The sequence below is a fragment of the Pseudomonas sp. AIG genome (assembly GCF_977020205.1).
The window spans coordinates 1-23,901 of the sequence record NZ_CDROCK010000072.1; the positions used below are offsets into that span (position 1 = coordinate 1).

24 protein-coding genes are annotated in these 23,901 nt (G+C 60.0%); 7 read left to right on the forward strand and 17 right to left on the reverse strand.

Annotated elements, in window-relative coordinates; all coding sequences use genetic code 11:
• Positions 1-76 precede the first annotated feature (76 nt).
• Positions 77-502, reverse strand: a complete 426-nt coding sequence (locus ACWR1S_RS28320) for a DUF4399 domain-containing protein (protein WP_401047633.1) — start codon at positions 500-502, stop codon at positions 77-79.
• Between the two features lie 135 nt (positions 503-637).
• Here ACWR1S_RS28320 and ACWR1S_RS28325 point away from each other — a divergent pair, with 135 nt between their 5' ends.
• Positions 638-1,201, forward strand: coding sequence for a transporter substrate-binding domain-containing protein (locus ACWR1S_RS28325; protein WP_454565816.1), 564 nt, complete (start codon positions 638-640; stop codon positions 1,199-1,201).
• A 194-nt stretch (positions 1,202-1,395) separates the two neighbouring features.
• On the opposite strand, the gene ACWR1S_RS28330 is transcribed toward ACWR1S_RS28325, so the two are convergent.
• On the reverse strand, positions 1,396-1,881 hold the full coding sequence (locus ACWR1S_RS28330; protein WP_454565817.1) for a DUF523 domain-containing protein: 486 nt from the start codon (positions 1,879-1,881) through the stop codon (positions 1,396-1,398).
• 1 nt (position 1,882) lies between these two features.
• Positions 1,883-2,515: a 2OG-Fe(II) oxygenase gene (locus ACWR1S_RS28335; protein WP_454565818.1), complete on the reverse strand. Its 633-nt coding sequence runs from the start codon at positions 2,513-2,515 to the stop codon at positions 1,883-1,885.
• Between the two features lie 108 nt (positions 2,516-2,623).
• Between ACWR1S_RS28335 and ACWR1S_RS28340 the strand changes: the two genes are divergently transcribed.
• Complete coding sequence (locus ACWR1S_RS28340; RefSeq protein ID WP_454565819.1) at positions 2,624-3,355, forward strand: DUF2059 domain-containing protein; 732 nt, start codon at positions 2,624-2,626, stop codon at positions 3,353-3,355.
• Positions 3,356-3,487: 132 nt separating this feature from the next.
• Here the strand turns inward: ACWR1S_RS28340 and ACWR1S_RS28345 are convergent, their stop codons facing one another.
• On the reverse strand, positions 3,488-4,435 hold the full coding sequence (locus ACWR1S_RS28345) for an alpha/beta hydrolase (RefSeq protein ID WP_454565820.1): 948 nt from the start codon (positions 4,433-4,435) through the stop codon (positions 3,488-3,490).
• Positions 4,436-4,533: 98 nt separating this feature from the next.
• On the opposite strand from ACWR1S_RS28345, the gene ACWR1S_RS28350 reads away from it, so the two are divergent.
• A complete protein-coding gene (locus ACWR1S_RS28350; RefSeq protein WP_454565821.1) occupies positions 4,534-5,112 on the forward strand; it encodes a DUF6436 domain-containing protein in 579 nt (192 codons plus the stop codon).
• A gap of 102 nt (positions 5,113-5,214) precedes the next feature.
• The gene (locus tag ACWR1S_RS28355) at positions 5,215-7,623 is read left to right on the forward strand and encodes a penicillin acylase family protein (RefSeq protein WP_454565822.1); all 2,409 of its coding nucleotides are present in this window, start codon (positions 5,215-5,217) and stop codon (positions 7,621-7,623) included.
• 178 nt (positions 7,624-7,801) lie between these two features.
• Here the strand turns inward: ACWR1S_RS28355 and ACWR1S_RS28360 are convergent, their stop codons facing one another.
• The gene (locus ACWR1S_RS28360) at positions 7,802-8,767 is read right to left on the reverse strand and encodes a GlxA family transcriptional regulator (protein ID WP_454565823.1); all 966 of its coding nucleotides are present in this window, start codon (positions 8,765-8,767) and stop codon (positions 7,802-7,804) included.
• A 235-nt stretch (positions 8,768-9,002) separates the two neighbouring features.
• Between ACWR1S_RS28360 and ACWR1S_RS28365 the strand changes: the two genes are divergently transcribed.
• Entirely contained in the window at positions 9,003-9,641 is a 639-nt protein-coding gene (locus ACWR1S_RS28365) for an HD domain-containing protein (protein WP_454565824.1), read from the forward strand.
• A gap of 148 nt (positions 9,642-9,789) precedes the next feature.
• On the opposite strand, the gene ACWR1S_RS28370 is transcribed toward ACWR1S_RS28365, so the two are convergent.
• From ACWR1S_RS28370 to ACWR1S_RS28405, 8 genes are all read right to left on the reverse strand, one after another.
• On the reverse strand, positions 9,790-10,680 hold the full coding sequence (locus tag ACWR1S_RS28370; RefSeq protein WP_093429780.1) for an ABC transporter permease subunit: 891 nt from the start codon (positions 10,678-10,680) through the stop codon (positions 9,790-9,792).
• Positions 10,677-11,558 carry an ABC transporter permease subunit gene (locus ACWR1S_RS28375; protein WP_174244537.1) on the reverse strand — a complete coding sequence of 294 codons (882 nt, stop codon included), beginning with the start codon at positions 11,556-11,558 and terminating at the stop codon, positions 10,677-10,679. The genes ACWR1S_RS28370 and ACWR1S_RS28375 overlap by 4 nt, the downstream gene beginning before the upstream one ends.
• A 35-nt stretch (positions 11,559-11,593) precedes the next feature.
• On the reverse strand, positions 11,594-12,736 hold the full coding sequence (locus tag ACWR1S_RS28380) for an ABC transporter ATP-binding protein (protein WP_008085321.1): 1,143 nt from the start codon (positions 12,734-12,736) through the stop codon (positions 11,594-11,596).
• Between the two features lie 66 nt (positions 12,737-12,802).
• A complete protein-coding gene (locus ACWR1S_RS28385) occupies positions 12,803-13,900 on the reverse strand; it encodes a polyamine ABC transporter substrate-binding protein (RefSeq protein WP_454565825.1) in 1,098 nt (365 codons plus the stop codon).
• Between the two features lie 188 nt (positions 13,901-14,088).
• Positions 14,089-15,198, reverse strand: coding sequence for a polyamine ABC transporter substrate-binding protein (locus ACWR1S_RS28390; protein ID WP_454565826.1), 1,110 nt, complete (start codon positions 15,196-15,198; stop codon positions 14,089-14,091).
• Between the two features lie 171 nt (positions 15,199-15,369).
• Positions 15,370-16,734, reverse strand: a complete 1,365-nt coding sequence (locus ACWR1S_RS28395; protein ID WP_454565827.1) for an aspartate aminotransferase family protein — start codon at positions 16,732-16,734, stop codon at positions 15,370-15,372.
• Between the two features lie 56 nt (positions 16,735-16,790).
• Positions 16,791-18,149 (reverse strand): glutamine synthetase family protein, encoded by a 1,359-nt coding sequence (locus ACWR1S_RS28400; RefSeq protein ID WP_454565828.1) that lies wholly within the window; start codon positions 18,147-18,149, stop codon positions 16,791-16,793.
• A gap of 94 nt (positions 18,150-18,243) precedes the next feature.
• Positions 18,244-18,600, reverse strand: coding sequence for a gamma-glutamyl-gamma-aminobutyrate hydrolase family protein (locus tag ACWR1S_RS28405; protein ID WP_454565829.1), 357 nt, complete (start codon positions 18,598-18,600; stop codon positions 18,244-18,246).
• Positions 18,601-18,878: 278 nt separating this feature from the next.
• Between ACWR1S_RS28405 and ACWR1S_RS28410 the strand changes: the two genes are divergently transcribed.
• Positions 18,879-20,255: a glutamine synthetase family protein gene (locus tag ACWR1S_RS28410; protein WP_007913842.1), complete on the forward strand. Its 1,377-nt coding sequence runs from the start codon at positions 18,879-18,881 to the stop codon at positions 20,253-20,255.
• A 276-nt stretch (positions 20,256-20,531) separates the two neighbouring features.
• Complete coding sequence (locus ACWR1S_RS28415; RefSeq protein WP_454565830.1) at positions 20,532-21,158, forward strand: TetR/AcrR family transcriptional regulator; 627 nt, start codon at positions 20,532-20,534, stop codon at positions 21,156-21,158.
• A gap of 176 nt (positions 21,159-21,334) precedes the next feature.
• Here the strand turns inward: ACWR1S_RS28415 and ACWR1S_RS28420 are convergent, their stop codons facing one another.
• The 4 genes from ACWR1S_RS28420 to ACWR1S_RS28435 all read right to left on the reverse strand — a co-directional run.
• Positions 21,335-21,550: a TOBE domain-containing protein gene (locus tag ACWR1S_RS28420; protein WP_003229256.1), complete on the reverse strand. Its 216-nt coding sequence runs from the start codon at positions 21,548-21,550 to the stop codon at positions 21,335-21,337.
• Positions 21,551-21,577: 27 nt separating this feature from the next.
• Positions 21,578-22,384: an aliphatic sulfonates ABC transporter ATP-binding protein gene (gene ssuB, locus ACWR1S_RS28425; protein ID WP_093429772.1), complete on the reverse strand. Its 807-nt coding sequence runs from the start codon at positions 22,382-22,384 to the stop codon at positions 21,578-21,580.
• Positions 22,381-23,163, reverse strand: coding sequence for an aliphatic sulfonate ABC transporter permease SsuC (gene ssuC, locus ACWR1S_RS28430; protein WP_003229260.1), 783 nt, complete (start codon positions 23,161-23,163; stop codon positions 22,381-22,383). The genes ssuB and ssuC overlap by 4 nt, the downstream gene beginning before the upstream one ends.
• An 8-nt stretch (positions 23,164-23,171) precedes the next feature.
• The coding region (locus tag ACWR1S_RS28435; protein ID WP_454565831.1) for an LLM class flavin-dependent oxidoreductase at positions 23,172-23,901 on the reverse strand (730 nt) is incomplete at its 5' end.

The window sequence follows — 23,901 nt, forward strand, 5'->3', positions numbered from 1 at the left end:
ATTTTGATTTCTTGCGGCCAAAGGTCAAGCAAAGAGTCTTAACTGATCGGCATTACCCCGAAAGGGCTCCCTTTTTTTATTCGACGTTGATGGTGATTTTCTTCGAGACGATTGGCGGGTCGAATGCCATGTGGCCGCTGTCGCCAAGTTCCAGCTGCAAGGTGTGTTTGCCCGGGGCGAGCTTGATGTCAGCCTGGGTCTGCGCCTTGCCGAAGTGCATATGGTTGGCATCGGTAGGGACGACCGAACCGGCAGGCACAATTTCCTTGGCGTCGATCAGCAGGTGATGGTGACCGGTGTTTTTGGTGACATCACCGGCCGGTGCCAGTGCGACGTCCTTGGTTCCGAACTTGACGGTGAAGGTCTGCGAAACCGTGGCCCCGTCCTCGGGAGAAACGATGAACACTTCAGCGCCTTTTGGCGCCGGTGTGGCGGCACTGGCCAGCACCGAAACGCCCATCAGCACACCCGCCAATGCTGCACGTGACATAAAGCTTTTCATTTTCTTCTCCAGTTTTTCCGTAAAATCCGCACGGTCATGACAACTTCATGACCATTCGTTGTCGAAGGCACTCGACAACCATAGCAAAGCGAGCCTGAATCAGAGGGTCGCGATAATGATTTCAAAGGAGTGACCATGCGTTTTCTGCCTGGCCTGATCTGCCTGCTACCCCTTTTGAGCCCTTTGGCTCACGCCGAACTGATTGATGACGTCAACGACCGTGGCGAGCTGCGCATAGCCCTTGAGGCTAATACACCGCCGTTCAATTTCAAGGAAGGCGACACACTCACGGGTTTCGAGGTCGAGCTTGGGCAACTGCTGGCCAGCGAGCTGGATGTGCGCGCCGACTTCATCGTCACCGACGAGGCCGATCTGCTCCAGGGCGTTGAAAGCGGCAAGTACGACGTTGCGCTCAACCACATAGCACTGACACCCGAACTCAAGGATCGTTTCGACTTCAGCGAGCCTTACGGCAAGGTCGATTCGCAGTTGCTGGCAAAGAAGGATGAGCAGCCCCGGCCGATGGTGCTGGTGCAGGCATTGACTGAAGAGAAGCCGAAAGCAGCGGCGCCGGTGGATCTGGCGATTCCGTTTCAGAAGGGCAATCCGGCGTTTCAGGCCAGTCTGGCGAGCGCGATGCAGCGGATCAGGGCGGATGGGCGTTTGGCGGCGCTGACTGAGAAGTGGTTGAAGCCTTAAAAGCCCCCTCACCCTAACCCTCTCCCAGAGGGAGAGGGGACTGAATGGGGAATGCTTCAGAGATACGCCGACCTGAACCTACTTTGCCGAATCCATAATCGACAAGGTCTTTCAGGTCGATGGACAGCGCCGGACAACTCGGTCGGCCCCCTCTCCCTCCGGGAGAGGGCTGGGGTGAGGGCAACGATTCAGGATCAGTCCAAAGCAGCCAGGGCCAGCGCGGCCTGCGGCAGTTCAAGCTCACTGAACACCTGCACACCATGGCGCTTGAGCAACGCGGCTGTCACCCCTTCGCCACTCACCTTCACGCCACTGAACGTCCCGTCATACGTCAACAGATTCCCGCAAGAAGGACTGTTGGCCTTGAGCACCGCCACACGAATGCCGTGCTTCTGCACCAGCGCCAGCGCCTGCCGCGCACCATCGAGAAACTGCGCACTGACATCCTCGCCATCTGTGGTGATCACCGCCGCGACACCATCAAGCACTTCACCACCCTGCCCTCCGGGAATCTCCGCCGCCGCCCGTGGCGTCGGCAATCCCCCCGCCACCTCCGGACACAACGGCACCACCCGCCCCTCGGCAATCCACTGCTCCAGCACATCAAACGGCCCGCTCGCGCCACCGTCATAACGCACGCGATGCCCCAACAGGCAGCGGCTGACCAGAATCTTTTCCATCTCAGAACGGCTCGTTGCCACGGCGGCGGAACCAGCCGGTCAGCGACAGGCGCTCGCGGTTCGCCGGCAGCACTTCGTGGGGCACTTCGCCGGAAAGAAACACCACCAGACACCCACCGGTAGGCTGCACGTCGTGCACGCGATCATCGTTCAGGTACATACGCAACTGACCACCGTCCTCCGGCAGCCAGGCGTCATTGAGGTAGACCACCACCGACACCATGCGCTTGTCATCGTCGCGAAAGCGGTCGACATGTCGGCGATAAAACGCACCCGGCGGATACAGCGCGAAATGGCATTCAAAGTCTTCAAGGCCGAGGAACAAGCCACGGTTGAGCGCCTCGCGCAGGCTCTCCATCAGGTTCAGATAGCGGTCGCTGGCCTCAGCCTGGCCCGGATCGATCCACTGAATGTGGTCGCCACGAATCCCCTCGCGGATCTCCGAAAACGGCCCACGCCCCACCGCCGCCGGCGCCAGTTCACCCTCGGCCTCACGTTTGCGGCACTCGGCCGCCAGCTCGCGGGTCAAACCGACGGGCAGGAATATGTTCTGCTGCGACCAGCCGTGTTCGGCCAGGTCATCGACAATGCGTAACAGCAGCGGGTGTTCAGAGGATATTTGCATGGCGCGCATAGTATGTCGGCGGCAAGAAATCCGACAGAGCCACGCGGCGGCTTGATACGAATTCTCGACAAGTACCGGCACCGCACGGAGAATAGTCCGCTGCTGACAGGAGTCCCTATGCGCCGTTTGCTTTTTTCACTGTTGATGTTCTGCGTTTTGCCCGCTTGGGCGGACGGCCACGATCAGTTGTACAAGGTCGCCGGCTGGCCAGATCAACGTGCGCACTTCAATGATGCCCTGAGTGCCGCGCAGCAGCGCTATCAGAACAGCCTGCCGCCCGCCGTGTTTCAGGCCTTGGTGACCAACAGCAACCAGCGCTTCGCCCCGCAAGCCGTCGACCAACGCGCCGAAGCGCAACTGCGGCAGAAGCTCGCCGATCCGAAACCGGCCCTGACTTTCTTTCAATCGCCGTTGGGCAAGAAAATCGTCGCGGCTGAGTTGCTCGCGACGCGTCGCGATCAGTTGGCGAAAAATGCCAAGGGTTTGCCGAAGATGCAGGCCAGCGACAGTCGACTGCTGATCATCGGTCACCTCGCTCAGGCCCTGCCGGCGCGTGAAGCCGGCGCCGAAGTGAGCCTGGCGATTGCTGGCGTGGCGGCGGACAGTCTGAGCTCAATGATCCCGGGGCTGCTCGGCGGCGGTCAGGCACAAGGCATGCTCAATGGTCAGCGCCAGCGCTTGATGGATCAGATTGGCGCGGACATGAACAACACGCTGCTCTATGTCTATCGCGATCTGTCGGATGAAGAGCTGGAAGAGTTTGCGACGTTTGCCGAGTCGACTGAAGGCAAGGCCTACTATCAGGCGGCGCTGGCGGCGATTCGCGCAGGGTTGGCGGTCGGGCAGTGATCCTTGTTGCCTGACAAACCGCCTTCGCGAGCAAGCTCGCTCCCACATTTGGATCTTCAGCGAACACAAAATTGTGAACATCCCCAAGCCCCTGTGGGAGCGAGCTTGCTCGCGAAGAGGCCCTCACAGGCGCTAAAGATTTCGGCCTCTGATCCGCTTGCTCAAAAACTCGAAATACTCCTCACGCATCTCCACCGTCTCATTCGCCAGATGATGCCGCGCCTCGGCCAGCAGCAAAATCTGCGGCCGGTCAAATTTCCACTTCATCACCTGCAAATTGTGCTGCCAGTCCACCGTCATGTCCGCCTGCCCCTGAATGATCAGCGGCCGTCGCGGACTTTTTTTCGCGTGCTCGACGCGGATGATCCAGCGTGACAGCGCGCCCACCCACTGGGTCGGCAAGCGTCGCGGCTGCAACGGATCAGCCTGCAGAAACGGCAGGAAATCCGGATCGTTGGAATTCTCGCTGAAGCGTCGCGCGACACCCCGGACGAAAGGCCTGAGCAGGTAATAGCTCAGTTGCGACCAGCCCCACGCTCGCGGCCGCACCAGCGGCGCCATCAGAATCACCTGGCCCTGCGCCGGGCTGTTTTCGCCATGGTTGAGCAGGTGATCGACCACAATCGCCCCGCCGGTGCTCTGCCCGCACAAATGCCACGGTTGCGGCAACGCGATGGACTGCGCCTCGGCGAACAAGCCTTGCAAGACATCCTGATACTCGGAGAAATCGCGGATACTCGCGCGCGGCCCACTCGACAGACCATGACCCGGCAAGTCGCAGGCGATCACCGCGAAATCCTGATCCAGCGCCCACTCGATCACATGCCGATACAGCCCGACGTGATCGTAGTAACCGTGCAGCAGAAACAGCGTCGCCTTGACCTTCTCCGGCCACCAGCAATGGCTGACCACTTCATAACCATCGACCTCGAAACGGCCCATGCCACGCCAGACATCGCGATGGGGAAAATCGGTTTGATAAAACTGCTGGTACGCCTTGGCCTCGTCCGACAACGGCTGCCACTCGGCCAAAGGCTTGAGGCTGGCGCGGATTTGATCGGGATCGAAAGTGGCAGACATAAGGCAATTCCAAAGCGGTAAACAGACTTTATCGGCCTGCGATATTCATCTGTCGTGGCAGACATGGCAAGCTAGCCCGCCTCTGAGGAACCAAATCCATGCGTTCGCCCTACCGCACCGCACTGTTTGCCAGCCTGCTCGCGCTGATCTGCGCCGGGGTGCTGTGGGCGGCGTACGACTGGTTTCAGGGGCGTTACCTGCGCGCATTCAGCGAGCACACGGCGGTGTTTTCCGGTGATCCGTTGCGTCTGCCGGACAATCTCGCCGGTCCCGGCAAGATCCGCCTGGTGCATTTCTGGGACCCGGCCTGCCCGTGCAATGTCGGCAATCAACAGCATCTGACCGAGATGGTCGAGCAGTTCGGCGCCAGAGGCGTTGAGTTCTTCGCCGTGCAAAAAACCGGCAGCCACGGCCAGTTACCCGCGACCCTCAGCAGCCTGAAAACCATCACGATATTGCCCGGTTCCGAACAGGTGCCCGCCAGCCCGGCCGTGGCGATCTGGGACCGCAGCGGCAAACTGGCGTACTTCGGCCCATACAGCGAAGGCCTGACCTGCAACTCCAGCAACAGCTTTATCGAACCCATTTTGAATGCCCTGACGGAAGATCGCCCGGTCAACGCCACGCACACTCTGGCGGTCGGCTGTTACTGCCCGTGGCCGGTTGAGGCGCAGTAAGGCATTCCGGACTTTTCAAGGACAGCGCTGCACGGCACAGAAGGTCTGTGCTAATTGTTTGCAGCCCGACGGGCGGCAATCCCGCCTGCACAAGGAGTCACCATGAAGCGCGTGTTCACCGTACTTGGCTTGCTCATCGTTGTCCTGCTCGCCGGCGTCGGCGGGTATGTCTACAGCAAACAACCGACGCGCCAGGGCCAGGTCGAACTGCGCAACCTGCAAGGTTCGGTGACCGTGCGCTACGACGAACGCGGCGTGCCGCACATCCGCGCCGAAAACGAAACCGACCTCTATCGCGCCCTCGGTTATGTGCATGCCCAGGATCGCCTGTTCCAGATGGAAGCCATGCGCCGCCTCGCCCGGGGCGAGCTGGCCGAAGTGCTCGGGCCGAAACTGCTCGACACCGACAAACTGTTCCGCAGCCTGCGCATTCGTGAGCGCGCGACCAGTTACGTCGCCAGTCTCGATAAACAGTCGCCGGCGTGGAAGGGCCTGCAAGCCTATCTGGATGGCATTAACCAATATCAGGACACCCACGCTGCGCCGATCGAGTTTGACGTGCTGGGCATCCCCAAACGCCCGTTCACAGCCGAAGACAGCATCAGCGTCGCCGGTTACATGGCCTACAGCTTCGCCGCCGCGTTTAGGACCGAGCCGCTGCTGACCTACGTGCGCGATCAACTGGGTGCCGATTACCTCAACGTCTTCGACCTCGACTGGCAGCCCAAGGGTGTCCTCGCCAAGGATCACGGCAAATCGACTCCAACCCTCGCCGCGGGCGACTGGAAAGACTTGAATGCCCTCGCCCGCCTCAGCGAACAAGCGCTGATCGACAACGGTCTGCCGCAGTTCGAAGGCAGCAACGCCTGGGTGATTGCCGGCAGTCGCAGTCAGAGCGGCAAACCGCTGCTCGCCGGTGATCCGCACATTCGTTTCTCGGTGCCGTCGGTGTGGTACGAGGCGCAACTGTCGGCGCCGGGTTTTGAGTTGTACGGCCATCATCAGGCGCTGGTGCCGTTTGCGTTTCTGGGGCACAACCTCGACTTCGGCTGGAGCCTGACCATGTTCCAGAACGACGATCTGGACCTGATCGCCGAGAAGGTCAACCCGGATAACCCGAATCAGGTCTGGTACCGCGGCCAGTGGACCGACATGGTCGTCAGCGAGCAACAGATCAATGTGAAGGGCCAGACGCCAGTGACCCTCACCCTGCGCCAATCGCCCCATGGGCCGATCGTCAACGATGCCCTCGGCACCGCCGCCGGCAAGACTCCGATCGCGATGTGGTGGGCCTTCCTCGAAACACCGAACCCGATCCTCGAAGGTTTCTACCAGCTCAACCGCGCCGACACGTTGGCCAAGGCCCGCGCTGCCGCCGCGAAAGTGCAGGCGCCGGGGCTGAATCTGGTTTACGCCAACGCCAAGGGCGACATCGCCTGGTGGGCCTCGGCGTTGCTGCCCAAACGCCCGGCCGGGGTCAGACCGGAATTCATTCTCGACGGCAGCAGCAATCAGGCCGACAAGGACGGTTTCTACCCGTTCAGCGCCAACCCGCAGGAAGAGAACCCGGCACGCGGCTACATCGTCTCGGCCAACTTCCAGCCGCTGTCGCCGACCGGCATGGAGATTCCCGGTTACTACAACCTCGCCGACCGTGGGCAGCAGCTCAATCGCCAGCTCAGCGACAAGAACGTGAAGTGGTCCAACGAAGCCAATCAGAAGCTGCAACTCGGCACGGCAACCGGTTATGGCCCGCGTTTGCTCGCACCGTTGCTGCCGGTGTTGCGTGAGGTAGTGAGCGATCCGGCACAACTGAAACTGGTCGAGCAACTGGCGCAGTGGCCGGGCGACTATCCGCTGGATTCGGTCAGTGCGACGGTGTTCAACCAGTTCCTCTACGACCTGGCAGATGCGGCGATGCGTGATGAGTTGGGCAATGATTTCTTCGACACGCTGCTGTCGACGCGAGTGATCGATGCGGCGCTGCCGAAACTCGCGGCGAATGCTGACTCGCCGTGGTGGGATAACCGCAGCACGCCGAACAAGGAGACCCGTGCCGACGTCGTGCGCGCGGCGTGGCAGGCGAGCATGCAGCACTTGAAGCTGACCCTCGGCGATAACTCCGCCGAGTGGAAATGGGGCACGGCACACACGCTGACTCACGGCCATCCGTTGGGGCAGCAGAAGCCGCTGGATCGGATTTTCAATGTCGGGCCGTTTGCGGCGCCGGGCAGTCATGAAGTGCCGAACAACCTTTCAGCGAAGATCGGGTCGGCGCCATGGCCGGTGACTTATGGGCCGTCGACGCGGCGACTGGTGGATTTTGCCGATCCGGCGCATGGCTTGACGATTAACCCGGTCGGGCAGAGTGGTGTGCCTTTTGATAGCCACTATGACGATCAGGCTGAAGCGTATGTCGACGGGATGTATGTGCAGGCGCATTTCAGTGAGGAAGAGGTGACGGCGAATACGCGCAGTACGTTGAAGCTGTTGCCGATGCGGGCACCTTAAAAGCCCCTCCCTAGCCCTCTCCCGGGGGGAGAGGGGACTGACCGAGGTGTCTTTCGCTATGCACCGACCTGAGAGATCGAGTCGATTATGGATTCGGCACAGCAATTTCACGTCGGCGTATCTCCTCAATATCCCCGAATCGGCCCCCTCTCCCTCCGGGAGAGGGCTGGGGTGAGGGTCACAGCTTCAATGCAAAATTCAGCCGAAACTGCTGCGGCGTCACCCCCAACCGCCGGTTGAACACCCCGCGCATATGCTGCGCATCGCGAAACCCGCACTGATACGCCACGGTCTTCAACGGCGCAGCAGTACTTTCCAGCATCACCCGCGCCGCATCTACACGTGCCCGTTCGACGAACTCCGCCGGGGTGATTTTCGCTTCCCGAGCAAACACCCGCGAGAAATTACGCGCACTCATGTTCGCCGCAGTGGCCAGATCGGCAATCGTCAGATCGCCAGTCAGATTGGCCAGCACATACAACTGCACCATCGCCACCGCCGACGTCGGTTCCGCATGCGGCGTCAGGAACGGGCTGAACTGCGACTGCCCACCGGAGCGCTGAGTGAACACCACCAACCGCTTGGCCACGCTCAACGCCACTTCAGCGCCATGATCCCGCGCCAGCAGGTACAACGACAGATCGATCCCCGCCGTGACCCCCGCCGAGGTGTAGAGCGTACCGTCCTCGACATACAAGCGGTCCGCTTCAACCTGCGTTGTCGGACACAACTGCGCCAACGCCTCGGCATCGTTCCAGTGCGTAGTCACGGTGCGCCCCTCCAGCAATCCGGCGCGTGCCAGCATGAACGCGCCGTTGCAGATCGAACCAAAGCGCTGCGCCCGTGCACAGGCCTCGCGTAGCCAACCGTCGAACGTCGCGCCGAAATCCATGAAAGGCAATTGCGGCCCGCCGGCGACCAGCAGCAGATCGTAGGCGTAGAGCGCCTCGCTGAAATGCCGATGGGCATTCAGGTTCAAACCGTTGGAACAGGCCATCGGGCCGTGTTCGACACCAATCACTTCGAGCCGATAGTGATCCTCGGGCGCCAGGAAGCGATTGGCCTCGGCGAACACATCCATGGGGCCGCTGACGTCCAGCGACTGCACGCCGGCGAACACGACGATGGCGATGGTTTTGTTCATGGCTGTGGATTCCCTTTCAAGAGCAAAAGATCGCAGCCTTCGGCAGCTCCAGGGGAATGCGGGCTTCTGTAGGAGCTGCCGCAGGCTCGGGCCGCGATCGGACGATCTTTTAGCTTGGCACGATTTGCAGGTCGATTGGCAAGGATCGCAGCCATGCATCGATTGTTCGCTTCCAGCGCCGGGAACAGACTTTCCCCATCAGCGCCACGACGGCGTTTCAGTGAGGGAACCTCCCATGAGCACGACCATTGCCGGCATCAAAATCCCCGACAGCGCCCTCGCCCGGGCCACCACCGAGTACATCCGCGACATCGAATCCGACCTGCTCTATCACCACTCGCGCCGGGTCTTTCTGTTCGGCGCGTTGAGCGGCGAGCGCCAGCAACTGACCTACAACCCGGAGCTGTTGTACGTCGGTGCGATGTTTCACGACCTCGGCCTGGTCGAAGGTCACCGCAGCGATGACGAGCGTTTCGAAGTAGACGGAGCCAACGCAGCAGCAGCGTTTCTCAAGCCGTACGGCTTGAGCGATGACGATATCGAACAGGTCTGGCTGTCGATTGCCTTGCACACGACGCCCGGCGTGCCGAAGCATCTGCGCCCGACGGTGGCGCTGGTAACGGCTGGTGTGGAAATGGATGTGCTGGGGATGGATTACGCGGCGTTCAGCACTGTGCAACGCGAAGCGGTGGTGCATGCACACCCGCGTGGGGACGGTTTCAAGGAGTGCATCATCTGCGCGTTTGCCGATGGTTTGCGCCATCGTCCGCAGACCACGTTCGGCAATGTGAAGACCGATGTGCTGAAGGATCAGGAGCCGGGGTTCAAGCCGATGAACTTTGTCGAGGTCATCCGCCAATCGCCCTGGACTTGAATACCACCAAAAAACCTGTGGGAGCGAGCTTGCTCGCGAATGCGGTGGGTCAGCCAACATTTCAGTCGACTGACACGCCCTCTTCGCGAGCAAGCTCGCTCCCACAGGGATTGGGGTTGATCACAGATTTTTGATCAACCCCATTGGCTTACGCCGCTTCCGGCGCCGGCGCGCGGCGTACGTCCGGCTGCTTCCACGAATCGGCTGCGCTTTCTTCGATGGCTTGCTGGATGGCTTTCTTGCGCGCTTCTTCGGCACGGCGGCTGAAGAACCAGACCATGAAGGTCACGATCGATACCGCCAGCAGAATCAGACTGGCCACGGCGTTGATCTCAGGCTTCACACCCAGACGCACCGCCGAGAACACTTCCATCGGCAGGGTCGTCGAACCCGGCCCGGAGACGAAGCTCGCCAACACCAGGTCATCCAGCGACAGCGCGAACGACATCATGCCACCCGCCGCCAGCGATGGCGCGATCATCGGAATGGTGATCAGGAAGAACACCTTCCACGGCCGTGCACCGAGGTCCATCGCCGCCTCTTCAATCGACAGGTCGAGCTCACGCAAACGCGCCGACACCACCACCGCCACATACGCCGCACAGAACGTGGTGTGGGCGATCCAGATGGTGACAATGCCACGTTCCTGCGGCCATCCGATCATCTGCGCCATGGCCACGAACAGCAGCAACAGCGACAGACCGGTGATCACTTCCGGCATCACCAACGGCGCGGTCACCAGGCCGCCGAACAACGTGCGGCCCTTGAAACGGGTGATACGGGTCAGCACAAACGCGGCCAGCGTACCCAGCGCCACCGCGGCAACCGCGGTGTAGCAGGCGATTTCCAGCGAGCGCAGCACCGAGCCCATCAACTGGGTGTTGTCGAGCAGGCCGACGTACCACTTGATCGACCAGCCGCCCCACACTGTTACCAGTTTCGAGGCGTTGAACGAGTAGATCACCAGGATCAGCATCGGCAGGTAGATAAACAGCAAACCCAGAACCAGCATCAGGCTGGAGAAACGGAAGCGCTTCATTCTTTACCCTCCATTTCCTTGGCCTGACTGCGGTTGAACAGAATGATCGGCACAATCAGGATCGCCAGCATCACCACCGCCAGCGCGGACGCCACCGGCCAGTCACGGTTGTTGAAGAACTCTTGCCAGAGCACTTTACCGATCATCAGGGTTTCCGGACCGCCGAGCAGTTCCGGGATCACGAACTCGCCGACCACCGGGATGAACACCAGCATGCAGCCGGCAATGATCCCGTTCTTGGACAGTGGAATGGTGATTTTCCAGAAGCTGTTGAAAGTGCTCGAACCGAGGTCGGAGGCCGCTTCCAGCAGACTGTGATCGTGCTTCACCAGGTTGGCATACAGCGGCAGGATCATGAACGGCAGGTACGAATAAACGACACCGATGTACACCGCCAGGTTGGTGTTGAGGATCTGCAAAGGCTCATCAATGAAGCCCATGCTCATCAGGAATCCGTTGAGCAGACCGTTGTTGCTGAGGATGCCCATCCACGCGTAAACGCGGATCAGGATCGCCGTCCAGGTCGGCATCATGATCAGCAGCACCAGCACCGTTTGCAGTTCTTTACGCGCTGTGGCGATGGCGTAGGCCATCGGGTAACCGATCACCAGACAGAGGACAGTGCTGATCAGCGCCATCTTCAGCGAGCCGAGGTAAGCGGCGATGTACAACTCGTCGCCCGCCAGCATCGCGTAGTTGCCCAGGTTCAGCAGCAGTTGCAGCTTCTGCTCGGCGTACGTGTAGATCTCGGTGTACGGCGGGATGGCCACGTCGGCTTCGGCGAAGCTGATCTTCAGGACGATGAAGAACGGCAGCATAAAGAACAGAAACAGCCAGATGAACGGGACCCCGATGACCAACTGCCGGCCATTGGGGATTATTCGGTTGATGCGGCGTTTGAATTTGCGCATGTTCATGAGCGAAGTACCACGCCACTGTCGTCTTCCCAGTACACGTAAACCTGATCACCCCAGGTCGGACGTGCGCCACGGCGTTCGGCGTTGGCCACGAACGACTGCACCAGTTTGCCGCTCGGCAACTCGACGTAGAACACCGAGTGCCCACCCAGATAGGCGATGTCGTGCACCTTGCCGCTCGACCAGTTGTACTCGCAGGTCGGTTGATCGGCGGTGACCAGCAGCTTCTCCGGACGAATCGCGTAAGTCACCGATTTGTCCTGCACCGAGGTGCTGATGCCGTGGCCGACGTAGATCTGCCGGTCGAGGTCCTTGCAGGTGATGGTCGCGTGGCCTTCGGCGTCGTCGATCACTTCGCCTTCGAAGATGTTGACGTTGCCGATGAATTCGCAGACCAGACGGCTGGTCGGGGTTTCGTAGATGTCGATCGGGCTGCCGATCTGGGCGATCCAGCCCAGGTGCATGATCGCGATACGCTCGGCCATGGTCATGGCCTCTTCCTGGTCGTGGGTCACCATCACGCAGGTCACACCCACGCGCTCGATGATTTCCACCAGTTCCAGCTGCATCTGCGAACGCAGTTTCTTGTCCAGTGCGCCCATCGGCTCATCGAGCAGCAGCAGTTTCGGCCGCTTGGCCAGCGAGCGTGCCAGTGCCACACGCTGACGCTGACCGCCGGACAGTTGATGCGGCTTGCGTTTGGCGTACTGGCTCATCTGCACCAGCTTGAGCATCTCGGCCACGCGGGCATCGACTTCAGCCGCCGGGATCTTGTCCTGCTTGAGGCCGAAGGCAATGTTCTGCGCCACGGTCATGTGCGGGAACAAGGCGTACGACTGGAACATCATGTTGATCGGACGTTCATACGGCGGCATGTCGGTGATGTCGACGCCGTCGAGGAAAATGCGCCCCTCCGTGGGCCGTTCGAACCCTGCCAACATCCGCAGCAGGGTGGATTTGCCCGATCCCGAACCGCCGAGCAGAGCGAAGATCTCGCCCTTTTTGATTTCCAGGGACACATCGTCCACGGCAATCGTCTCGTCGAACTTCTTCGTGACCCGGTCGATTTTGACCAACACCTGTTTCGGTGTCTGGTCGCCCTCGAGGGCTTTCTTATAGGCGCCGGAGGCAACTGCCATTTACGAAACTCCCAGAAAAAAACAATGCAGTTCGCCCCGCAAGGCGAACCCAGGATAGTGTGTGCCTTACATCCCCGACTTGACCTTGGTCCAGCTGCGGGTCATCAGGCGCTGAATGTTCGGTGGCAACTCGGTCGATACGTAGGCCTTGTCGATAACAGCCTGCGGCGGGTACACCGACGCATCGGTGCGGATGGATTGTTCCATCAACTTGTCCGAACCCGGGTTGGGGTTGGCATAACCGACGTAATCACTGACCTGAGCGATCACCTCAGGTTTCAGCAGATAGTTGATGAAGGCATGAGCCTCCTTCACGTTCGACGAATCCTTGGGGATTGCCAACATGTCGAACCACAACGCGCCGCCCTCTTTCGGTACCGAGTAGGCGATGTTCACGCCTTTCTTGGCTTCTTCGGCGCGGTGCTTGGCCTGGAAGATATCGCCGGAGAAACCGATGGCTACGCAGATGTCGCCGTTGGCCAGATCACCGATGTATTTCGAGGAATGGAAGTAGGTCACATAAGGACGCACCGCGAGCAATTTGTCGGTGGCTTTTTCGTAGTCCTTCGGATTGGTGCTGTTGGCATTTAGGCCCAGATAGTTGAGCACGGTCGGCATCATTTCATCCGCCGAATCGAGGAATGCCACGCCGCAGCTTTGCAGCTTCTTGATGTTCTCTGGCTCGAACAAGACGCCCCACGAATCAATCTTGTCGACGCCGAGTACAGCTTTTACTTTATCGACGTTGTAACCGATGCCGTTGGTGCCCCAGAGGTAGGGAACAGCGTACAGGTTACCCGGATCGTTCTGTTCCAGACGCTTGAGCAGCGCCGGGTCGAGATTGGAATAATTCGGCAACTGCGACTTGTCGAGCTTCTGGAACGCGCCTGCCTTGATCTGCTTGCCGAGGAAGTGGTTCGACGGCACGACCACGTCGTAACCGGTACGCCCGGCCAGCAGCTTGCCTTCCAGGGTTTCGTTGGAGTCGAACACGTCATAGACCGGCTTGATCCCGGTGGCTTTCTGGAAGTCGGCCAGGGTGGTCTCGCCGATGTAATCGGACCAGTTATAAATATGCACCGTACCGGCGGCCTGGGCTCCGACAGCGATCGTCAGGCCGGCAGTGGCCAGCAGGGCTTTGCGCAAAGAAGAAAAAATAGGCAAGTGGAGGTCCTCTAAATTAGTTGGGCCCAAGTTGCCCCGCGCTGCATGACAGCCATGGCTGCCCGGCAACAAAACCGGCGCGCAACTTACCCTCGAAAAACCGTTCCAGCAAAACTTTCTGTCATTTAATTAATCCGCTGGCCGCCCTCGCGGGGAATGACGGCCAGCGGTTGCTGCTGCAAACCGGCTTATTTACCCGATTTGATCTTGGTCCAGCTGCGGGTCATTTCACGCTGGGTGGCCGCCGGCAAGTCGGCAATGGCATACAACTTGGCCTGCACGTCGGCTGGCGGGTAGATGCCTGGATCGCTGGTGATATCTTTTTCCACCAGAGCGGTTGCAGCGGCGTTACCGTTCGGGAAGCGTACGGCGTTGGTGATGCCGGCCATGACTTCAGGCTTCTGCAGGAAGGTCATGAACTTGTAGGCGCCTTCAACGTTTTCGGCATCCTTGGGGATGGCGACCATGTCGAAGAAGCTGCCCGCGCCTTCTTTCGGAATCGCGTAGCTGACTTTCACCTTGTCACCGGCCTCGGCAGCACGGGATTTGGCCTGCTGCACGTCACCCGAGTAGCCGACTGCTACGCAGATGTTGCCGTTGGCCAGGTCCGAGATGTACTTGGAGGAGTGGAAGTAGGTGATCGAAGGACGAATCTTGAGGAACAGTTCCTCGGCCTTCTTGATGTCTTCTTTCTTCTGGCTGTCGGTTGGCAGGCCCAGGTAGTGCAACGCGACCGGGAGCATTTCGGTCGGCGAATCGAGGAAGCTCACACCGCAGCCCTTGAGCTTGGCGATGTTCTCCGGCTTGAGCAGCACGTCCCACGAATCGATGGTGTCGACGCCCAGCGCCGCCTTGACCTTCTCCGCGTTGTAGCCGATGCCGATCGAGCCCCACATGTACGGGAAGGCGTGTTTGTTGCCCGGGTCGCTGATCGACACGGCCTTGAGCAGATCCTGGTTGAGGTTCTTCCAGTTAGGCAGCTTGGACTGGTCCAGCTCCTGATAAACACCAGCCTTGATCTGCTTGGCCAGGAAGTTGTTCGACGGTACAACCACGTCGTAGCCGGACTTGCCCGCAAGCAGTTTGGCTTCCAGGGTCTCGTTACTGTCGAATACGTCGTAGACGACTTTGATCCCCGACTCTTTCTCAAAGTTGGCGATGGTGTCCGGGGCGATGTAGTCGGACCAGTTGTAGACGTGCAGTACTTTGTCGTCCGCGTGAACCGCACCCGCCATCATGCCCGCCACGGACAGCGCGAGAAGAGTCTTGCCAGCAAGCTTTTTACCTAATGCCTTCATGCGTCATGCTCCAAATTTTTCTTTTTTGAACCACTTTGTTCAGCGGCCGAACCCGGACAACTGGAACCGCGGCTAGTCTGGCAAGATCCGAGGCGGTCTTTCAAGAAAAGACCAGCCTTTCTGACAGCTTTGAGCGAGAGCGCCGCGGCTCCCCCGCTCAGAGCCTAGCACTTAGCCCTGCAACGCACTGAGGGTCAGGTCCAGACACTTGCGTGCCTTTGTAACCAGCTCATCGATCTCGGCTTTGCTGATCACCAGCGGCGGCGCGATGATCATGGTGTCGCCCACCGCGCGCATGATCAGGCCGTTGTCGAAGCAGAACTGGCGGCAGATCATGCCGACGCCCTTGCCTTCGTAACGCTTGCGTGTGGCCTTGTCCTGCACCAGCTCGATCGCGCCCAACAGACCGACTCCGCGAACTTCACCCACCAATGGGTGATCGTTCAGTTCCCGCAGACGTTTCTGCAAATACGGTGCCGTTTCGTTGTGCGCGTTCTCGATAATTTTTTCATCACGCAGGATGCGGATGTTTTCCAAGCCCACCGCTGCCGCCACCGGGTGACCGGAATAGGTGAAGCCGTGGTTGAAATCGCCACCTTCGTTGAGCACCGCAACAACGCTATCGCGCACGATCAGGCCACCCATCGGGATGTAGCCGGAGGTCAGGCCTTTGGCGATGGTCATCATGTCGGGTTTGAGGTCGTAGAAATCGCTACCGAACCACTCACCGGTACGGCCGAAACCGCAGATCACTTCGTCCGCCACGAACAGGATGTCGTACTTGGCGAGGATTTCCTTGATGCGCGGCCAGTAGGTGTCGGGCGGAATGATCACGCCACCGGCGCCCTGGATCGGCTCGGCAATAAAGGCACCGACGTTGTCGACGCCGACTTCGAGAATCTTCTCTTCCAGCTGATTGGCCGCCCAGATACCGAACTCTTCCGGGGACATGTCGCCACCCTCGGCGAACCAGTACGGTTGCGCGATGTGGACGATGCCCGGGATGGGCAAGTCGCCTTGTTCGTGCATGTACGTCATGCCACCGAGGCTCGCGCCGGCCACGGTCGAACCGTGATAACCGTTCTTGCGGCTGATGATGACTTTCTTGTTCGGCTGACCCTTGATCGCCCAGTAGTGGCGAACCATGCGCAGCATGGTGTCGTTGCCTTCGGAGCCGGAACCGGTGAAGAACACGTGATTCATGCCTTCCGGCGCCACATCGGCGATTGCCTTGGCCAGTTCCAGTGCCGGCGGGTGCGCCGTCTGGAAGAACAGGTTGTAGTACGGCAGTTCGCGCATCTGTTTGGCGGCCGCATCGGCCAGCTCATCGCGACCGTAACCGATGGCCACGCACCACAGACCGGCCATGCCGTCGAGAATCTTGTTGCCTTCGCTGTCCCACAGGTAAACGCCCTTGGCGTTGGTGATGATCCGCGGGCCTTTCTCTTTCAGCTGCTTGAAATCGCTGAACGGCGCCAGGTGGTGATCATTGCTGAGTGCTTGCCACTCGCGGGTTTGCGGGTTGTTGCTGGTCATGCCAATTCTCCTTGTTATCGGTGAAGACGCGGCCGGTGAGGACCGCGCCCGGCGTATCAGACGGCGAAGAGCAGGTACTCACGCTCCCAGGAACTGATCACGCGCTTGAAGTTTTCATGCTCGGCCCGTTTTACCGCGACGTAGCCTGTGATGAAGGTTTTGCCCAGGTACTTCTCGATGGTCGCGCTGTTTTCCATACGTTCCAGCGCATCTTCGATGGTCAGCGGCAGGCGCAGGTTGCGGCGTTCATAACCACGACCGACCACTGGCGCGCTCGGGTTGAGGCCCTCGACCATGCCGATGTAACCGCAGAGCAGGCTCGCGGCGATCGCCAGATACGGGTTGGCGTCGGCGCCCGGCAGGCGGTTTTCCACACGGCGGTTCTGCGGACCGGCATCCGGTACACGCAGGCCGACGGTGCGGTTTTCTTCGCCCCACTCGACGTTGACCGGTGCCGAGGTGTCCGGCAGGAAGCGGCGGAACGAGTTGACGTTCGGCGCGAACAGCGGCAACAACTCGGGAATCAGTTTCTGCAAACCACCGATGTGGTGCAGGAACAACTGGCTCATGGTCCCGTCTTCATTGGAGAAGACGTTCTTGCCGGTCTCGATGTCGATGATGCTCTGGTGCAAGTGCATCGCACTGCCCGGCTCGCCGGTCATTGGCTTGGCCATGAAGGTCGCCGCCACATCGTGCTTGAGCGCGGCTTCGCGCATGGTGCGTTTGAACACCAGAATCTGGTCGGCCAGCGACAGCGCGTCGCCGTGACGGAAGTTGATTTCCATCTGCGCCGGGCCGTCTTCGTGGATCAGCGTATCGAGATCCAGCTCTTGCAGTTCGCACCAGTCGTAGACGTCTTCGAACAGCGGGTCGAATTCGTTCGCCGCTTCAATCGAGAACGACTGACGACCGATTTCCGGACGGCCCGAACGGCCAATCGGCGGCTGCAACGGATAGTCAGGATCGTCGCTGCGCTTGGTCAGGTAGAACTCCATTTCCGGCGCGACGATTGGCTGCCAGCCCTTGTCGGCATAGAGTTTGAGGACTTTCTTGAGGACGTTGCGCGGCGACAGCTCGATCGGATTGCCTTGCTTGTCGTAAGTGTCGTGAATCACCTGCGCGGTCGGCTCGATGGCCCACGGCACCAGGTACACGGCGTTCTGGTCGGGACGGCAGATCATGTCGATGTCGGCCGGGTCGAGCAGCTCGTAATAGATGTCGTCTTCGACGTAGTCGCCGGTCACGGTCTGCAACAGCACACTCTCTGGCAGGCGCATGCCTTTTTCGGCGATGAACTTGTTGGTCGGCGAGATCTTGCCCCGGGTGATCCCGGTCAAGTCGGCGATCATGCATTCGACTTCTGTGATCTTGTGGTCTTTCAACCAATCGGTGAGCTGGTCGAGGTTGTTACTCATAAATGCCTCTGGGCTGAGTCTCCTGACGTGATGTCAGGCAAAGTTTGACGCTATGGGCGTCGCGTTAAAGGGGGCTTGCTCGCGCAGTGCCGGCTTATGCCTGGCACCGCGCATAGACAATGAAAGAGGAGCTTACCTGCCCTTTACGCTGGCGTTGCATTTCCTGTGCACAGTCCAGGCGTGCAGAATCATGAGCACGGCTTGGCAAGCGGCACAGGCTTTGGGAATGAAAGCGATCTATATTGGAAGGGGACGCCATAAACAGGATGCTTTCCCGTACGTCCAGAATATCGGACGCTGGCGCTTGAACGGCCATGGACGGGAACATCGTCGCTAATGGGCAAGCCATGCTGGCTGCGCTATCGACGGATTTGTCGCCACTGATGTGATGAGCATGCAGACCGGACTGTTGCGAGCAGTCGGTGATGCCGATTAACGGCAGGCGAGACATGAAGCACCCCGGTATTATTGCTGTTATGGGTTTGATCGGAGCTTAGCCTTGTTCATTTTTTTACACAACACCCCCGTAAAAAATACAACACGGCCTGCTCAAGCCTGCGGGTGCCAAGCGTCCCAGGGACGAAAAACCGCCCAAAAGTGCCCCATAAATGCCCTTGCAGCGCTTTTTTAGGGCAAAAAAGGCCTCGCTTGACTTCGGCAGGCCGTTCGGGTTGACTGAAACCAGAAAAGATCAATGATTGATATTTTTAACAACAAAGGTGTTGCATCATGTCGGTACCCCCGCGTGCCGTTCAGCTTAACGAAGCGAACGCGTTCCTTAAGGAACATCCTGAGGTTCTGTACGTTGACCTTCTGATTGCGGATATGAATGGTGTGGTGCGCGGCAAGCGCATTGAACGCACCAGCCTCCACAAGGTTTACGAGAAAGGCATCAACCTGCCGGCCTCTCTATTTGCTCTGGATATCAATGGCTCTACGGTGGAAAGCACCGGCCTGGGCCTGGACATCGGCGACGCCGATCGTATCTGCTATCCAATCCCCGATACCTTGTGCAACGAGCCATGGCAGAAGCGCCCGACCGCGCAACTGTTGATGACCATGCACGAACTCGAGGGTGACCCATTCTTCGCCGATCCGCGCGAAGTGCTCCGTCAAGTTGTTGCAAAGTTTGACGAGCTGGGCCTGACCATCTGCGCGGCCTTCGAACTCGAGTTCTACCTGATCGACCAGGAAAACGTGAACGGCCGTCCACAGCCGCCACGCTCGCCGATCTCAGGCAAACGCCCGCACTCGACTCAGGTCTACCTGATCGACGACCTCGACGAATACGTCGACTGCCTCCAGGACATTCTGGAAGGCGCGAAAGAGCAAGGCATCCCGGCCGACGCCATCGTCAAGGAAAGTGCCCCGGCGCAGTTCGAAGTGAACCTGCACCACGTCGCCGACCCGATCAAGGCGTGCGACTACGCAGTCCTGCTCAAGCGTCTGATCAAGAACATTGCCTACGACCATGAAATGGATACCACCTTCATGGCCAAGCCGTACCCGGGCCAGGCAGGTAACGGTCTGCACGTACACATTTCGATTCTGGATAAAGAAGGCAAAAACATTTTTGCCAGCGAGGATCCCGAGCAGAACGCCGCGCTGCGTCACGCGATCGGCGGTGTGCTCGAGACCCTGCCCGCGCAGATGGCTTTCCTCTGCCCGAACGTCAACTCCTACCGTCGTTTCGGCGCACAGTTCTATGTACCGAACTCGCCGTGCTGGGGCCTGGACAACCGCACCGTGGCGATTCGCGTACCGACCGGCTCGTCCGATGCCGTACGTATCGAACACCGCGTGGCCGGTGCCGATGCCAACCCGTACCTGCTGATGGCTTCGGTTCTGGCCGGCGTGCATCACGGTCTGACCAACAAGATCGAACCGGGCGCGCCTGTCGAAGGCAACAGCTACGAGCAGAACGAACAAAGCCTGCCGAACAACTTGCGCGATGCCCTGCGTGAGCTGGACGACAGCGAGGTGATGGCCAAGTACATCGATCCGAAGTACATCGATATTTTCGTCGCCTGCAAGGAAAGCGAGCTGGAAGAGTTCGAACACTCCATCTCCGACCTTGAGTACAACTGGTATCTGCATACCGTTTAAGCGGATTGCAGCTTCAGGAAAAACGCCGTTGGCTCTCGCAGCCAGCGGCGTTTTTTTATGGCCGGTCTCAGATCCCTAGGGCGGGGTGAATGGCCGCCTGCGGCGGTTCGCGAGCAAGCTCGCTCCCACAGAGTTCTTCAGTGAACATGAGTTGTGCGTTCACAGGAGATCAAATGTGGGAGTGAGCTTGCTCCGGGCGGCGTTCCGGCGAAAGCGTACTGGCAGACAACACACAAGCCGGCTCGTACAATGCCCGCTGCCCCGCAGGAGACTTCCATGACGCGACCCGCCCCCGTCCGCAAACCCCGTGCCCGCAGTCAGGCGCGCATCGATTCGATACTCGACGCCGCACGCACATTGCTGGCGGCCGAGGGTGTGGCGAGTCTATCGATCTACAGCGTTGCCGAACGTGCGCAGATTCCACCCTCCTCCGTGTACCACTTCTTCGCCAGCGTCCCGGCGTTGCTCGAAGCGCTGACGGCGGATGTGCACGCAGCATTTCGTGCCTGCCTGCAAGCGCCGATCGATCATGAGGCGCTGCGTGACTGGCGTGATCTGTCGCGGCTGGTCGAGCAACGGATGCTGGAGATCTACGACGAAGACGCGGCGGCGCGTCAGTTGATCCTTGCTCAGCATGGCCTGACCGAAGTGACCCAGGCTGACCGACAGCACGACATTGAGTTGGGCGATCTGATGCACAAGCTGTTCGATCATCACTTCGAGTTGCCGAGGCTGCCGAAGGATGTCGATGTGTTTGCCCTGGCGATGGAGTTGGGTGACCGGGTTTATGCGCGTTCGGTGCAGCAACATGGGCAGATCACCCCGCGCATGGCCGAGGAAGGGATGCGCGTGTTTGATGCTTATATCGGCCTGTATTTGCCACCTTATCTGCCCAAGCGCTGAGCCATGATCGTTCCCACGCTCTGCGTGGGAATGCAGCCCGTGACGCTCCGCGTCACTGGACGCGGAGCGTCCCTAGAGGCATTCCCACGCGGAGCGTGGGAACGATCTTTTGCTCTTCAAAACACAAAAAACCCCGAAGGGCTCACGCCGTTCGGGGTTGTTTTTTACTCACTGGCTTACAACTTGGCGATCGACACCTCGGTGGATTTCACAAAGGCGATCACTTCGCTGCCCACCACCAGTTCCAGCTCCTTGACCGAACGGGTGGTGATCACCGAAGTGACGATGCCCGAAGCGGTTTGCACGTCGATTTCCGACAGCACGTCGCCGAGGACGATTTCCTTGATCGAGCCTTTGAACTGGTTACGGACGTTGATGGCTTTGATAGTCATGGCAATGATTCCTGTCGTTTGCTTGAGTTATTGAGCCCAACGCAGTTGCGTAGGCAGTGGTGAAACAGGTTCCGGCGCCGGCGGTTCGCCGGGCAGGGAGAGAACACGGTTAAGCACTTCGGTTTCCAGCGCCGCCAGCCGATGCGAACCACGCACTCGCGGTCGCGGCAGTTCCACATGCAGATCAAGACCGACTTCGCCGTCCTCGATCAGAATCACCCGGTCGGCAATCGCCACCGCTTCGCTGACGTCATGAGTCACCAGCAGCACGGTGAAGCCGTGTTGCTGCCAGAGACGCTCGATCAGTTGCTGCATTTCAATGCGGGTCAGTGCGTCCAGTGCGCCGAGCGGTTCGTCGAGCAGCAGCAGACGCGGTTGATGGATCAGCGCCCGCGCCAGTGCAACGCGCTGCTTCTGTCCGCCAGATAACGCCGCCGGCCACTCATTGGCACGATCAGCCAGACCGACTGCTTCCAGCGCATCCAGTGCTTGCTGACGCCAGTTGCCCTTGAGCCCAAGGCCGACGTTGTCGATGATCTTTTTCCATGGCAGCAGACGCGCTTCCTGGAACATCAATCGCGTGTCTTCCCGCGCATCGCTGAGCGGCGCAGAACCGGCGAGCAAGTCGCCGCCAGTCGGTTGATCGAGGCCGGCGAGCAAGCGCAGCAAGGTGCTTTTGCCGCAGCCACTGCGCCCGACCACAGCGACGAATTGCCCCGCCGGAATATGCAGATCGATGTCACGCAGCACCTGCCGCGCGCCGAAGGTTTTCTGCAGGTTGCGCACCGCCAGCGGAATCCCGCGCAGCAGGCGTGGAGGTTGTTGAGCGGTCATGCTGCACCTCCTTTGGCAACCTGATAGGCCGGGTGCCAGCGCAACCACACACGCTCAAGTCCACGGGCGGCGAGGTCGGCGAGTTTGCCGAGCACCGCGTAAAGCAGAATCGCCAGCACCACCACGTCGGTCTGCAAAAACTCCCGGGCGTTCATCGCCAGGTAGCCGATGCCGGAGCTGGCGGAAATGGTTTCGGCGACGATCAGCGTCAGCCACATAAAGCCCAGGGCGAAGCGCACACCGACCAGAATCGAAGGCAGCGCGCCCGGCAGAATCACCTGCCAGAACAGGCTGAAACCGCTCAAGCCATAACTGCGCGCCATCTCCACCAGCGCCGGATCGACGTTACGGATGCCGTGATAAGTGTTGAGGTAGATCGGGAATAACGTGCCCAACGCCACCAGAAAAATCTTCGCCGACTCGTCGATGCCGAACCACAGGATCACCAGTGGAATCAGCGCCAGGTGCGGCACGTTGCGGATCATCTGCACCGAGCTGTCGAGCAGGCGTTCGCCCCATTTCGACAAGCCAGTGATAAAGCCCAAGACCAGACCGATGCTGCCGCCAATGGTGAAACCGAGGGCCGCGCGCCAGCCGCTGATCGCCAGGTGCGTCCAGATTTCGCCGCTGCGCACCAGGCTCACGCCGGCCTCGATCACCGCCACCGGTGCCGGCAGAATCCGTGTCGACAGCCAACCCGCCGACACCGACAACTGCCACACCGCCAGCAACAACACCGGCAACGCCCAGGGCGCGAGGCTGTGGATGATTTTCTTCATGGCGCGCCTCAGCTCTGCGACGCGGCTTTGGGAAGAATGTCGTTAGCGACCATCTCGCCGAACGGGCTGACATAACCGGCGCTTTTCGGCAGTTCCGGACGCTCGATGTCGAGGTGCGGGAACAACAGTTCAGCGACGCGATACGACTCTTCGAGGTGTGGATAACCGGAGAAAATGAAGGTGTCGATACCCAGATCCGCATATTCCTTCACCCGCGCTGCGACGGTCGGGCCATCGCCAACCAGCGCCGTACCGGCACCGCCGCGTACCAGACCGACGCCGGCCCAGAGATTGGGGCTGACTTCGAGATTATCGCGGCTGCCACCGTGCAGCGCGGCCATGCGTTGCTGGCCGACCGAATCGAAACGCGCCAGCGAAGCCTGAGCGCGAGCGATGGTGTCGTCATCCAGGTGCGAGATCAACCGATCCGCCGCTTGCCACGCCTCGGCGTTGGTTTCACGGACGATCACATGCAGACGAATGCCGAAGCGCACGGTGCGGCCAAGCTTGGCGGCTTTGGCGCGCACTTGTGCGATCTTCTCGGCCACCGCTGCCGGTGGCTCGCCCCAGGTCAGAACCATTTCCACTTGTTCAGCGGCCAAGTCCTGCGCTGCTTCCGAAGAACCACCGAAGTACAGCGGCGGACGCGGTTGCTGGATCGGCGGATAGAGCAGCCTCGCCCCCTTCACGCCGGTGTTCTGACCGTCGGAATCAACGGGTTTGCCCTCCCGCACACCG